Origin of the sequence: Megasphaera stantonii (assembly GCF_003367905.1) — a bacterium.
Lineage (GTDB): Bacteria > Bacillota > Negativicutes > Veillonellales > Megasphaeraceae > Megasphaera > Megasphaera stantonii.
In genome coordinates this window covers 1,304,834-1,318,198 of record NZ_CP029462.1, presented here as the reverse complement: position 1 = coordinate 1,318,198, position 13,365 = coordinate 1,304,834, and the positions used below count along the sequence as shown (strand labels likewise).

Sequence of the window (13,365 nt, the reverse complement as noted above, 5' to 3'; positions counted from 1 at the left end):
TGTTTATAGGCGCCGGCCCCGTCTGGGGGGCGCGAGTTTAATCGGCAAAAACCGGGGCGTTGTTTTCAAAGCGGGCGATGCGGGCCAGCGATTCGACGCGCAGGCCTTTGGATTCCAAGGTTTGTCGGCCGCCCTGGAAGGTCTTCTCGACGACGATGCCGATGCCGGCGACGGAACAGCCCGCCTGGGCGGCGATTTCGGCCAGGCCTACGGCAGCCGCGCCGCTGGCCAGAAAATCATCGATGATGAGAATGGATTCGCCGGCGTGGAGATAGGATTTGCCGATAGATGCCGTATACGCTTCTTCCTTCGTATAGGAGTAAATCGACGCCGTGTACTGCTCGCCGCTCGTCAGGAGCGATTTCTTCTTGCGGGCAAAGACGACGGGCCGGTTGTTCATGGCCAGCGATACGGCGTAGGCTACGGCGATGCCGGAAGATTCGATGGTGACAATGCGGTCTACAGGCACGTCCTGAAATAGACGGGCAAATTCCTGGCCGACGTGGTTGATGAGCGTCGTGTCGATTTGCTGATTTAAAAAGTTGTCTATCTTTAAAATACGGTTGTCGATGATGATGCCGTCCTGCAGGATGCGCTGTTTCAATTCGTCCATTACGAACCCTCCTAGTAATTATGAAAGTCAAATGTAAACGTACACGTTTAGAATAGTAACAGTCTAATACGAAACCCCAGTCAAGTCAATAATAGAGCTGAATTTCTAATTTACTTATGGAAATAAAACAGGTATACTAGGGGTAGCATTCGATTATGTATATCTTTTTAGGGAGGTCATGACATGCAGTCTATTCGACGTTTGTATGTTGCCAAAAAAGGCGTGTTTGCCGATGAAGCAAAACGCATGCTTGCTGATTTACAGGAAAACCTGCTTATCAAGGGGTTGACCGATATTAACATATTCCACCGCTACGACGTGGCCGGTCTGGACGACGCCGCCTTCGAAGCGGCGAAAACCATGATTTTCTCCGAGCCCCCGGTAGACGCCGTATACGATGAACTGCCTGTCAAAGAAGGCGACACGGTGCTGGCTATCGAATACCTGCCCGGCCAGTACGACCAGCGCGCCGACTCGGCCATGCAGTGCCTGCAGATGCTGACGATGCAGAACGACAGCCTCGTCCGCACCGCCCGGGTCGTCGTATTGTCAGGAGACTTATCCGACGAAGACGTCGCCGCCATCAAGCATTACTGCATCAACCCCGTCGAAGCCCGCGAAGCGTCCCTCGACCCGGTAGACACCCTGGAAATGGCCTGGGAACAGCCGGCAGATGTCGCCGTCATCGAAGGCTTTACGACGATGGACGACGCCGCGCTGAAGGAATTGTCGGCTCACATGGGCCTTGCCATGAGCTTTGACGATCTGAAGTTCTGCCAGACCTATTTCGGCGAAGAAGAAAAGCGGAATCCGACGGTAACGGAAATCCGCGTCATCGATACGTACTGGTCCGACCACTGCCGCCATACGACGTTTATGACGGAACTGACAGACGTCGCCTTTGAAGACGGCAAGTTCACCGCGCCTATCCAGCGGGCCTACGAAGCGTATAAAACGACGCGGGAAAACCTGAACCGCAAGAAACCCCAGACCCTCATGGACATGGCGACTATCGCCGTCAAAGAGCTGAAGGCTGCCGGCAAGCTCCAGAACCTCGACGAATCGGACGAAATCAACGCCTGCACCATCATCATCCCCGTCGACGTCGACGGCGTGGAAGAAGAATGGCTTCTCCTGTTTAAGAACGAAACGCACAACCACCCGACGGAAATCGAACCCTTCGGCGGCGCGGCAACCTGCCTGGGGGGCTGCATCCGCGACCCCTTGAGCGGCCGTTCCTACGTATACCAGGCTATGCGCGTCACCGGCGCCGGCGATCCCCGTCAGGCCGTCAAGGACACGCTCAAGGGCAAGCTGCCCCAGCGCACGCTGACGACCGGCGCGGCCAAGGGCTACAGCTCCTACGGCAACCAGATCGGTTTGGCGACGGGCGAAGTTAAGGAATATTATAACCAGGGCTTCGTAGCGAAGCGCATGGAAATCGGCGCAGTCCTCGGCGCAGCGCCGCGGAACAACGTCGTCCGCGAAGCGCCCGTCCCCGGCGACATCATCATCCTTCTCGGCGGCAAGACCGGCCGCGACGGCTGCGGCGGCGCGACGGGCTCGTCGAAGAAGCACACTGTCGAATCCCTGGAAACGTGCGGAGCTGAAGTCCAGAAGGGCAACGCCCTGACAGAACGGAAAATCCAGCGCCTCTTCCGCCGCCACGAAGTGACGGTCCTCATCAAGCGCTGCAACGACTTCGGCGCCGGCGGCGTCTCCGTTGCTATCGGTGAATTGACCGACGGCCTCGACATCAACCTCGACAAGGTTCCGAAGAAATACGAAGGCCTCGACGGCACGGAACTGGCTATTTCCGAATCGCAGGAACGCATGGCCGTCGTCGTCGCACCGGAACACGTCGACGAATTCATGAAATACGCCGCAGAAGAAAACCTCGAAGCGACCATCGTCGCCGTTGCGACGGATACAAAGCGCCTCGTCATGCACTGGCGCGGCCAGAATATCGTCAACATCACGAGAGCCTTCCTCGATACAAACGGCGTAACCCAGCGCCGCAAGGCCTTCGTCACGGCTCCGGAAGACAAAGATTTCTTTACGGCTCCCGAAGTGACGGACGTCGCCAAAACGTGGCTCGACACGATGGGGACGCTCAACATCGCCTCCGAACAGGGCCTTGCCGAACGGTTCGACAGCACTATCGGCGCCCGCACGGTCCTCATGCCCTTCGGCGGCAAATACCAGAAGACGCCCGTTGAAGGCATGGTCGCCAAGATCCCCGTCATGAACGGCAAGACGACGACGGCCAGCATCTTCACCCACGGCTACGACCCCGATCTGGCGATTTGGAGCCCCTTCCACGGCGCGCTCTACGCCGTCGTCCAGTCCATCGCCAAGCTCGTGGCTCTCGGCGGTGACCGCAAGAAGGTCTATTTGACCATGCAGGAATTCTTCCAGAGCCTCGGCACGAACGAAAAGGCCTGGGGCCAGCCTGTCAGCGCCCTTCTCGGCGCCTATATCGCCCAGAAAGAAATGGGCGTTGCGGCCATCGGCGGCAAGGACAGCATGAGCGGCACCTTCGAAAACCTGACGGTTCCGCCGACCCTCGTATCCTTTGCCATCGTTCCCGAACATACGAAGAATATCGTTTCTCCTGAATTTAAACAGCCCGGCAACGCCGTGCTCCTCTTCGACCTGCCTTGCGACGGCGAAGGCGTGCCTGATTTCGACGCCTTTAAGGCGAACTGCGACTTCCTCCACGAAGCCGTAGTCGCCGGCAAGGTTAAGGCGATGCACGCCGTCGGACAAGGCGGCGTTGCCGCGGCTATCGCCCAGATGGCCTTCGGCAACGGTCTCGGCGTGGAAATCGACGGCGCCTTCAGCGCCCAGGAACTCTTCAACCTCCGCTACGGCGCAATCGTCGTCGAAGCCAATACGGACGACGCCGTCGAATGGGTTCGCCGCGACAACGTGTGCCGCGTCGGCCTGACCCGCGGCAACGGCCTCATGGAAATCGGCGATGTGAAGATTGCCTTAGCCGACCTGCAGAAGGCTTGGGAAGAACCGCTGAACGGCGTATTCCCCATCAAGAGCGAAAGCGGCGAAGGCGACGCCGAGCTGCCCTTGTTCACGACCTACGGCCCGCGCCGCAGCGAATCCTTCGGCAAGCCCCGTGTCTTCATCCCTGTATGCCCGGGCACGAACTGCGAATATGACTCGGCCGAAGCCTTTGAACGGGCCGGCGCAGTAGCGGACGTCATGGTCCTGCGCAACAACACGGCGCAGGACTTGGCCGAATCGATCGACGAAATGGCCAAGCGCATCGCCCAGGCCCAGATCATCATGTTCCCCGGCGGCTTCAGCGCCGGCGACGAACCGGAAGGCTCGGGCAAGTTCATTGCGACATTGTTCCGCAACCCTGCTCTTACGGAAGCCCTCGAATCGCTCCTGTATCAGCGCGACGGCTTAGCTCTCGGCATCTGCAACGGCTTCCAGGCCCTCATTAAGCTGGGCCTCCTGCCCTACGGCCACGTACAGCCCTTGAAGGCCGACAGCCCGACGCTGACGTACAATACCATTGGCCGTCACCTGTCCCGCATGGTCGACACCAAGGTCGTATCGGTCATGAGCCCCTGGTTCAGCAACGTCAAGGCCGGCGACGTCCACACCGTGGCCATTTCCCACGGCGAAGGCCGCTTCGTCGCCTCGCCGGAACAAATCCGCGAATTAGCCGCCAAAGGCCAGATCGCCACGCAGTACGTCGACCTATCCGGCAAGGCGACCTATGACAGCGAATACAACCCGAACCAGTCGGTCCTCGCCGTCGAAGGCATTACCAGCCCCGACGGCCGCGTCCTCGGCAAGATGGCCCATACAGAACGGTTCAGCGCCGATGACATCTTCGAAAACATCAGCGGCAACAAACTCCAGCCCATCTTTGCTGCCGGCGTAGCGTATTTTAAATAATACAGACATAGAAATATAGGAAAACGCCCTGCTTCTGATACGGAGGCAGGGCGTTTTGTGTTATAGTTCATGTTTTTGGCTGCGGTTTATAGATTATACTATGGAGCCAAGAGCCGTGTGCAGTATATTATTTGTGAAAAAAGAAACAATAAAATCTATTTCTAAGCGTGGCTGAGACAACCTACGACAAAGCCATGATATGCCGATGCGATGAGGCAAAAGGCATATCATGGCTTTTTTGCTGCATATTAGACAATGCAATTATACATTGGATAGACAGATATACTTTGGCTGTTATTGTGAAAATAGAAACTTGCCAAATAAAATGACAAAATACCATGACATCCATGTCAAAATGTGTCGAGTGTTTGTGTATATAATTCAACTACTTGTGTATTTATAATAAAAGCATAAGTACGAACGATTTTTAAATTTTCTTGCAGAGGTGATTTGTATGATTTTGAACGAAGAACAATTGGCGATTAAAAACATTGCCGGCGACGTAGCTAAAAAAGTGATTGCTCCTATGGCTGCGCATTGTGACGAAACGGAAGAATTTCCTTGGGACAACGCGAAAGCTTTGGCTGATATGGGATTTATGGGCGTCGTCGTACCTGAAAAGTTTGGCGGCGCGGAACTGGATACGGTGTCTTACGTCGCTGCTTTGGAAGAAGTTTCCAAGGCCTGCGCGTCGACCGGTACGGTCATGGCCGTCCATAACTCGGCGGCGATTTTGCCGATATTGATGTTTGGGACAGAAGAACAAAAAGAAAAATATCTTCCTTCGCTGGCCAGCGGCGAAGTTGTCGGAGCGTTTGCATTGACCGAACCGGGTGAAGGATCCGATGCAGCCCAAGTTGCGACAACGGCTAAAGAAGACGGCGAGTATTACGTCTTAAACGGTACGAAATGCTTTATTACCAATGGCAGTGCTGCCGGTACTTTCATTATTTTTGCTTCTAAAGATCGTTCCTTGGGAATTAAGGGGTTAACGGCGTTTATTGTAGAAAAAGACACGCCAGGCTTTATTGTTGGAAAACATGAAAAGAAAATGGGAATTCGCGCGTCTTCTACTGTAGAACTTGCTTTTGATAACTGCCGAGTACCGAAAGCAAATCAGTTAGGCAAAGACGGCGAAGGATTTAAGATAGCCATGGTAACCTTAGACTCTGCCCGCATCGGCATTGCTGCCTTGGCCGTCGGCGTCGCATCGGCGGCCTATGATGCGGCCAGGGAATATTCCAAGGTGCGGGAACAATTCGGCAAACCGATTTGCGCAAATCAGGCGATTGGATTTACCTTAGCCGATATGGCGATTCAAATTGAAGCTGCTCGTCAGCTTACATACCACGCTGCTGAATTAAAAGACGCCGGCAAGTCCTTTGGCACGGAAGCGGCTATGGCGAAAACCTTTGCTTCTGATATCGCCGTTCAAGTCGCTTTAGACGCCGTGCAGGTTATGGGCGGATATGGCTATTCCAGAGAATACCCGGTGGAACGTTTGCTGCGCGACGCGAAGATAACGCAGATTTACGAAGGCACGAACCAGATTCAGCGCGTAGTCATCAGCCGGTCTATCTTGAAGTAAGGAGGTGTCGTCATGTTTTTACCGTTGAAAGGCGTTAAAGTTATTGATTTAACCTATTTTGTCGCTGGCCCGGGCGCTGCGAAGATTTTAGCGGACTGGGGCGCCGATGTCATAAAAGTAGAGCCTCCTTTTGGCGATCCGATTCGTACATCCGGTACGACCTTGCAGGCTCCTATTGAAAAAGACTGCAACCCTTTATGGGCCGCTTATAACGCAAATAAACGCGGCTTGGCTCTCAATTTGAAAACCGAAGAGGGCAAGCAGATTCTAGGGAAACTGCTCGAATCGGCAGACGTATTTGTTTCCAGCTATCGTACGGGAGCGTTAAAGCGCCTGGGCTTAGACTATGAAACGCTGAGTAAAAAATATCCCCAGCTGATTTGGGCTCAGCTGAACGGCTACGGCGATTTTGGTCCGGCGAAGGACAATCCTGGGTTCGACGTAGTTGCGTTTTGGGCTCGTTCCGGTGCGATGATGGACTTTGCGGAAGTCGATACGTCTCCAATCAACGCGCCATACGGTTTTGGCGACGCGACGACGGCGTGCTCCTTGGCAGGCGGTATCGCCGGCGCACTGTATCAGAAGGCGCAGACCGGCAAAGGCTGCAAGGTTATGGTTTCTTTATATGGGCAGGCTATCTGGAACAACAGCGCCTTGGTTGTTGCTACCCAGTATGGCGACGAATATCCGAAAACGCGTAAAAATCCGATGGCTCCCGTCATGGACAGTTTTAAATGCTCCGACGGCAACTGGATTTACATGAGTATTTTGCAGCATGAGCGGTATTACAATACATTGATGAAAGACGTGATTGACCGGCCGGATTTAGTAGACGATCCTCGCTTTTGCACTGCCGTAGAAGCAAAGAAACGTACGAGAGAATTGGTTGAAATTATCAGTGAAGGCTTTGCGAAATATACGCAGAAAGAAATGGCCGAACGGCTGGCTAAAGCAGATATTGCTTTCGACTACATCCGCCACGTCAAGGATATACTGACGGACGCGCAGGCGCTGGAAAATCAATACGTCGTGCCGGTTAAAAACTTAAATCATACGGAAACGCTGCAGGCGATGTCGCCGGTACGATTCTGCTTAGAAGAGCCGCAGAGTCCGAAAGATATTGAGCCGACGGTGGAACGGGACGCGCCGCAAATTGGCGAACATACCGTAGAAATCTTGAAGGAATATGGCTATGATGACGCTGCCATTCAGCACTTAAAAGATATTGGTGCTATTTCATGTGAAGAATAGAACATATTCAGAAGATATTTTCGTGAGGTGAACGACATGGAATTCAAAAATATACAATACGTTATAGATAACGGCATCATTACCGTGACGATCAATCGCCCTAAAGCCTTAAATGCTTTGAATCCGGAAACAATTCATGAATTAGGCCAGTGCGTTGGCATGATTGAAAGCAATACAGATATCAAAGTTGTCATTATTACTGGCGGCGGAACGAAATCTTTCGTAGCCGGTGCGGACATTGTGGCTATGTCCACGATGAATCCTATCGAAGGCAGGACGTTTGGGATTTTAGCACAGGATGTATTTACACGCATTGAAAATCTGCCCCAGCCGGTTATCGCCGCTATTAACGGATATGCTTTAGGCGGCGGCTGCGAATTAGCTTGCGCCTGCGATTTCCGCTACGCTGCTGATACGGCGAAATTTGGCCAGCCCGAAGTGGGGCTCGGCGTTACGCCTGGATTTGGCGGAACGCAGCGTCTGCCCAGAGTCGTCGGCCGCGGATACGGTAAAGAATTGATTTATACGGGACAGATGATCGACGCGCAGGAAGCCTATCGCATTGGCTTAGTTAACAAGGTAGTACCTCAGGAACAGCTCATGGAAGAAGTAATGAAAACGGCGAAGGTCATTGCTTCTAAAGGAACTGTCGCCGTAAACCTTTCTAAAGCAGCGATTAATAGAGGCATTAACTGCGATGTCATTACAGGCATTGCCTATGAAGCGGAAGTATTCGGCCTTTGCTTCGCAACAGAAGATCAAAAAGAAGGTATGCAGGCCTTTGTTGAAAAACGCAAGGCTGTATTTAAAGGCAAGTAATAGTTTGTGAGACGATAAGGCTGTAAATTATGCATTCTACTGATTTGCAGCCTTTATCTATAATTACCTGCTATAGTAAGGATGGTGAATAGTATGGAAGTCGTAATGATTATAGTGAGTTTAGCATTATTAGTTACCATTGCATATAAAGGCTTTTCCGTTATTCTGTTTGCGCCGGTATGCGCCTTAGTTGCAGCTAGTATGGCGGAGTACCACTTACTGCCGGCGTATACGGACTTATTCATGGGTAAAGCAGTTGTATTTGTAAAATCATTCTTCCCGATATTCCTGTTAGGCGCTGTATTTGGCAAAGTCATGGAAGAAACGGGGATGGCCCGCAGTATTGCTGAATTCGTTATTCAAAAGCTTGGGAAAGATAAAGCTATTTTGTCCGTCATGATGGTGTGCATCATTTTGGCATATGGCGGCGTCAGCGTATACGTTGCCGTATTTGCCATTTATCCGTTTGCAGCTTCTATTTTCAGAGAAGCTAATATTCCCAAACGTTTAATTCCGGCTGTGTTTACTGATGTGCGATAAAGAAGTAATAGAAGTGTAAAAAATTTTGCCGTTCCTATCCGGCACTCGCGCGTTGTGTCGGATAGGTCGGGCGTTAGGCTTCGGGCAAGTCAATCTTGCCGACAAAGCTGTAATAAATCTCAATGTCCTGCCTGCGGGTGCCGTTCTCGTCATAGCTGCACTCATGCACGACGATTTTCTCAATCATCTCCCGCAAGAGGGTGGGGGTCAATTCCTCAAAGGCAAGGTGCTTTCGGACGATACCCATAAACTTTTCCGCATTGACGGTGGCGGCCTGCGACTTGGAAAGTTCCTCCTGCAAAGCGGCGGCGCGGTCTTTCAGTTCCCGCTGTTCCTGCTCATAGTCTGCCGACAGTTCCATGAAACGCTCGTCGCTGATTTTGCCGTTCACATTGTCCTCATACAGCCGCTTGATTATGCGGCTCACTTCAGAAATGCGCTCCTGTGCCTGTTCAAGCTGCTTCGTGGCTGCGGCGGTCTTTCTCTTGCCGCCGATCTCGTTCTGCTGGATAAGCAGCTTCACAAAGCGGCTCTCATGCTTGGCGGCATACTCGGTCACTTGCCGGAGATTGGAGAGGACACCGGCGGTCAACAGGTCGGTGCGGATAAAGTGCGCCGTACAGTCGCGGGTGCGCTTCTTGTAGCTGCCGCAGATGTAACAGTCCTGCTTGCGGTTCTTGTTCTGATACCGCTGCTGGTACATCACATGGCCGCAGTCGGCGCAGAACAGCATACCGGAGAACAGCCCCACTTCATCATAGCGGTTCGGGCGTTTGCGCTGCTTGCGTAACTCCTGCACGCGCTCCCATGTTTCCGTGTCGATAATCGGCTCATGGTGGTTCGGGAAAATGGCCTGCTTCTCGATGGGGTTCTCTACGCTGTGCTTGGTCTTGTAAGAGGGCTTCTCCGTCTTGAAGTTTACCAGACAGCCGGTGTACTCCCGGTTTTCCAACAGGTGGACAACGGTATTTGTCGCCCATTTGCACTCATAGCCGGGGTGATAGCGGCGTGTGCTGCCAGTCCGCTGATATTCCAGCGTCCCCGGCGTGGGGATTTGCTGCTCCGTAAGCATACGGGCAATCTTGGTCGGGCCGTTCCCGGCAAGGCAAAGCTGGTATATCTGCTTGACTACCGGCGCGGTTTCCTCGTCAACGATATAGTTCTCGTCCTCGTCCATGAGGTAGCCATACACCGGCTTGCTGGTAACGGGCTTGCCGCTCATGCCTTTTGCTCGTTTTACTGCCTTGATTTTCTTGCTCGTATCTCTCACCAGCCATTCGTTGAACAGATTTCGCAGAGGGGTAAAATCGTTGTCCATGCCGCCGTTTGCGCTGTCCACATTGTCGTTGACAGCGATAAAACGCACTCCCTTTTGAGGGAACAGCATTTCCGTGTAAAATCCCACCTGCAAGTAGTTACGCCCTAACCGGCTCATGTCCTTGACGATGACCGTACCCACTTTCCCGGCTTCAATGTCTGCAAGCATGGCTTGAAAACCGGGCCTTTGAAAGTTCGCGCCGGAATAGCCGTCGTCGGTGTACCAGCGCAGGTTGGTAAAGCCATTCTGTTTTGCAAAGGTTTCGAGTATCCGTTTTTGGTTCGATATGGAATTACTCTCGCCTTGCAATTCGTCCTCATGGGACAATCTCGGATAAAGGGCGGTAATGAGGTTTTGGGTGGCTTGTCTTAACGGCGAATTGTCAAGCTAAGTGCAACTTTTTAGAGTAATGTACTTCGTATGGCGTTTTGTATCCTAAACATTTTCGGGGACGGCGATTTAGTTCTGCAAAAACAGCTTGCACATAGGCTTCTGGAACGAGTGTGATGTCCGTCCCTTTCGGGAAATACTCTCGGACTAGGCCATTGGTATTTTCGTTGCTTCCCCGCTGCCAGGGCTGATGCGGCGGCGGGAAATAAAACGGCACGCCGTTCAAGGCCTCCGTGACAGCGGCATGATGGGCGAACTCTTTTCCTCTGTCCGGCGTAAGGCTTTTTACAGGTTGCCCTTGCAGTACCTGAAGCAATACCGTATTGACGGCTTGTGCTGTCTTTTTGGCTGCTTTGCCTCCTACCAGATACCGGCTCTTTCTATCTACCAACGTAACCAGACAGGCTTTTCCTGTCTTTCCTGCTATGGTATCACATTCCCAATGTCCTCGCCGGGAGCGGTTAGCGGCTCCTGCTGGCCGTTCCGAAATATCGTGAGAGATGGGAATAGAACCCCGTCGTTCCTGATATTGCCGGGTATGCCGGGATTTTCCATGATGCCGCAAGCGGCGGACCGCACCGCGGGACCCATGGGAGGACGACGTTTCATCAAACATACCGGCATATATGGCGCGGTAAATCGTTGCATAGCTAAGGAGTGCCTTCTGATGTTCCAGCTGCAAGCGTCCGGCAATTTCTTCTGGGGACCAATGATGCACCAGGAAGAGATTTTTAACCAATGCGAATAGCTCGGCATTCTCTAACCGCTTGTGAGGCTTGCATGCCTTACGGCGGCGGGCATACTGTTGTTGTGCGGTGATGGGCAGATACTTGCCGTTCACTGTATTTCTGCGTAGTTCCCGTGAGATCGTGGATTTATCTCGGCCGAGGGCCGCCGCAATTCGAGAGATAGAATAGGACTGCGCGCGAAAAAAGAGTAGATTTTCTCGTTCAGATAGAGTAAGATGATGATAGTGGCACATAGGTTTCCTCCGAGATATAGATTTTGTTTGGTAGCATTATTATATCAGAAACCTATGTGTCATTTTTTATAGGTGTTGCACTTGTATTGTAAATTCGCCACATAAAATCCTCCGTTTCCGACAGCCAGCCCCACTATTCCGTGGTTTCATTGTACCACGGAACAGGGCTGGTTGTATAGCGGCAAAAGTGTCAAATCTGCTTCTTTACAGCTTGTCAAATCGCCGGTTTTTGTGTAGCAGCGGCTTCCGCTTCCAGTACCCGCGCCATTTTGTCGGCGGCGGTGGTGGTAGTGTCTTTCTTGAAATAGCCGGACACGACAAGGACGGAATTGCCCATGCGGATTTCCGTCACACAGTCGGGGCGGCGGGCGGTGCGGGTGTCGGGCTGCTTGTTATCTGCCATAGGCAATACTCCTTTCACTCGTTCATCAGTTCTTTCAAAAGCCCCAGCTTGTCCTGTGCGGCCTTTTTGCGGAAATTGCCGCCGGTACAGCACACCGGGGGACACATTTCCAGCACCCGGTCATAAATCCGGGAATGGGCGGTGTCTTTTGGGTGCTGCAACTCTGAAAGCGTGAGGTTGGTCGTGACGATCAGCGGCTTGCGGCTGCGGTAACGGCTGTCAATCACATGGAAAACCTGTTCCAGCCCGTATTCTGTCCCGCGCTCCATACCGAAGTCGTCAAGGATTAGCAGCGGATAGCGGCAAAGACGGGAAATATATTCATTCCTGCCCTCAAAGCTGGCGGCAAGGTCATTGAGGATAAGGGCAAAATTCGTCATATAGACGGGGATTTCTTTCTCCATGAGGGCGTTTGCGATACAGCCCGCAAGGTAACTCTTGCCGGTGCCGACGCTCCCCCAGAACAGGCAGCCCACATTCCCGGCGTAAGCCCGTTCCCAGTTCTTCACATAGTTGCGCGCCCGGATTGCCTGCGGGTTCTGGCCGTTGTCGTTCTCAAAAGTCCAGTCCCGCATGGCGGGGTCGGTAAAGCCCCGGCGTTTCAAGTCCTCTACGGTGTCAAGGTGCTTTTGCCGTTTCTCGGCGGCTTCCCGTTCCTCGCGGGCGGCTCTCTGGCAGTCGCACTCTGCCGGGTGGCGGTCACGGCCAAAGATAGCGGCCTTGTCCGGCGCAAAATAGGCTTCTTTCGGCTTATGGCACTTGCCGCAGTACAGTAAACCGTCCTCGCCGGTGTAGTCCTCCTGCTCCGGGGTGGTGGCGGTCAATCTGTCAATCATTTCTGAAAATGTGGTGTTCATAGGCTCTCTCCCTCCTTGAATGAGTAATCGGGGACGCCCTGTTTTGCGGCTCCCTTTCTGTCCCGGTCTGCCCACATACGGACAGCGGCGGCATAGTTGCGGTAATCTTTCCCGGTGGCGGCGATATACTGGCTCAATTCCTCGATGAACCGTTCCAGCCTGTCGGGGTACTCTGCCTGCAACTCGTCGTATTCGGTCTGTGACAGAAAAATATTCTGGTATCTGCCAAAAGCTGCGGGCGGCTCCCCACTCGCTCCCATTGTTTGGTTCTCTGTAAGGTTGTTTATAGTAGTTTGGTTAGGGGACGGTTTTCCGACCATCATAAGGTCGGTTTTCTGACCATCAGTAGGTCGGTTTTCCGGCTCTGTGAGGGTCGGATTTCCGGCCATCAGTTGGTCGGAAAACTGTACCTGTGGCACACGCGGCACTTTCACATATAGCCGGTTCGGTGCGGAGAAGCCGCCCCGTTCCCGTTCCAAAAGCCCCGCCATGTCCAGTTCGTTAAGCGCCCCCTTTATGGTGGTGCTGCCTTTATCCAGTATTTCGGCTATCTCCGCGATGGGATAGATAATATAAATCCTGCCCTCGTCGTCCTGCCACTTGTTCTTCTGGGAGAGGGTGGAGCGGTCTAACAGCAGCGCATAGAGCAGCTTGGCGGTCTGGGAAATCTCCATTTT

11 protein-coding genes are annotated in these 13,365 nt (G+C 53.0%); 5 read left to right on the top strand and 6 right to left on the bottom strand.

Annotation, left to right across the window (positions count from 1 at the left end; genetic code table 11):
- Positions 1-37: 37 nt before the first annotated feature.
- Positions 38-613 (bottom strand): xanthine phosphoribosyltransferase, encoded by a 576-nt coding sequence (locus DKB62_RS06175; protein ID WP_107196089.1) that lies wholly within the window; start codon positions 611-613, stop codon positions 38-40.
- A 183-nt stretch (positions 614-796) separates the two neighbouring features.
- On the opposite strand from DKB62_RS06175, the gene DKB62_RS06170 reads away from it, so the two are divergent.
- From DKB62_RS06170 to DKB62_RS06150, 5 genes are all read left to right on the top strand, one after another.
- A complete protein-coding gene (locus DKB62_RS06170; protein ID WP_107196090.1) occupies positions 797-4,540 on the top strand; it encodes a phosphoribosylformylglycinamidine synthase in 3,744 nt (1,247 codons plus the stop codon).
- A gap of 454 nt (positions 4,541-4,994) precedes the next feature.
- Positions 4,995-6,128, top strand: coding sequence for an acyl-CoA dehydrogenase (locus DKB62_RS06165; RefSeq protein WP_107196091.1), 1,134 nt, complete (start codon positions 4,995-4,997; stop codon positions 6,126-6,128).
- 12 nt (positions 6,129-6,140) lie between these two features.
- A complete protein-coding gene (locus DKB62_RS06160) occupies positions 6,141-7,379 on the top strand; it encodes a CaiB/BaiF CoA transferase family protein (protein WP_107196092.1) in 1,239 nt (412 codons plus the stop codon).
- Positions 7,380-7,415: 36 nt separating this feature from the next.
- On the top strand, positions 7,416-8,198 hold the full coding sequence (locus tag DKB62_RS06155; RefSeq protein WP_107196093.1) for an enoyl-CoA hydratase-related protein: 783 nt from the start codon (positions 7,416-7,418) through the stop codon (positions 8,196-8,198).
- Between the two features lie 93 nt (positions 8,199-8,291).
- Positions 8,292-8,738: a GntT/GntP/DsdX family permease gene (locus DKB62_RS06150; protein ID WP_107196094.1), complete on the top strand. Its 447-nt coding sequence runs from the start codon at positions 8,292-8,294 to the stop codon at positions 8,736-8,738.
- Positions 8,739-8,811: 73 nt separating this feature from the next.
- Here DKB62_RS06150 and DKB62_RS06145 read toward each other — a convergent pair whose 3' ends face one another.
- From DKB62_RS06145 to DKB62_RS06125, 5 genes are all read right to left on the bottom strand, one after another.
- Entirely contained in the window at positions 8,812-10,404 is a 1,593-nt protein-coding gene (locus tag DKB62_RS06145) for a recombinase family protein (protein WP_107196095.1), read from the bottom strand.
- 34 nt (positions 10,405-10,438) lie between these two features.
- Positions 10,439-11,428: an IS30 family transposase gene (locus DKB62_RS06140; RefSeq protein WP_107196804.1), complete on the bottom strand. Its 990-nt coding sequence runs from the start codon at positions 11,426-11,428 to the stop codon at positions 10,439-10,441.
- Positions 11,429-11,642: 214 nt separating this feature from the next.
- Positions 11,643-11,831, bottom strand: coding sequence for a transposon-encoded TnpW family protein (locus DKB62_RS06135; RefSeq protein WP_066522963.1), 189 nt, complete (start codon positions 11,829-11,831; stop codon positions 11,643-11,645).
- A 14-nt stretch (positions 11,832-11,845) separates the two neighbouring features.
- Positions 11,846-12,688, bottom strand: coding sequence for an ATP-binding protein (locus DKB62_RS06130; RefSeq protein ID WP_066522962.1), 843 nt, complete (start codon positions 12,686-12,688; stop codon positions 11,846-11,848).
- Positions 12,685-13,362, bottom strand: coding sequence for a replication initiator protein A (locus DKB62_RS06125; RefSeq protein ID WP_476738581.1), 678 nt, complete (start codon positions 13,360-13,362; stop codon positions 12,685-12,687). The genes DKB62_RS06130 and DKB62_RS06125 overlap by 4 nt, the downstream gene beginning before the upstream one ends.
- Positions 13,363-13,365: the final 3 nt, after the last annotated feature.

Bases quoted from the DNA above. Each gene is read 5' to 3' on its own strand.
- DKB62_RS06175 (WP_107196089.1), bottom strand. From the start codon at position 613: ATGGACGAATTGAAACAGCGCATCCTGCAGGACGGCATCATCATCGAC.
- DKB62_RS06165 (WP_107196091.1), top strand. From the start codon at position 4,995: ATGATTTTGAACGAAGAACAATTGGCGATTAAAAACATTGCCGGCGAC.
- DKB62_RS06130 (WP_066522962.1), bottom strand. From the start codon at position 12,688: ATGAACACCACATTTTCAGAAATGATTGACAGATTGACCGCCACCACC.
- DKB62_RS06140 (WP_107196804.1), bottom strand. From the start codon at position 11,428: ATGTGCCACTATCATCATCTTACTCTATCTGAACGAGAAAATCTACTC.
- DKB62_RS06155 (WP_107196093.1), top strand. From the start codon at position 7,416: ATGGAATTCAAAAATATACAATACGTTATAGATAACGGCATCATTACC.
- DKB62_RS06170 (WP_107196090.1), top strand. From the start codon at position 797: ATGCAGTCTATTCGACGTTTGTATGTTGCCAAAAAAGGCGTGTTTGCC.
- DKB62_RS06135 (WP_066522963.1), bottom strand. From the start codon at position 11,831: ATGGCAGATAACAAGCAGCCCGACACCCGCACCGCCCGCCGCCCCGAC.
- DKB62_RS06160 (WP_107196092.1), top strand. From the start codon at position 6,141: ATGTTTTTACCGTTGAAAGGCGTTAAAGTTATTGATTTAACCTATTTT.
- DKB62_RS06150 (WP_107196094.1), top strand. From the start codon at position 8,292: ATGGAAGTCGTAATGATTATAGTGAGTTTAGCATTATTAGTTACCATT.
- DKB62_RS06125 (WP_476738581.1), bottom strand. From the start codon at position 13,362: ATGGAGATTTCCCAGACCGCCAAGCTGCTCTATGCGCTGCTGTTAGAC.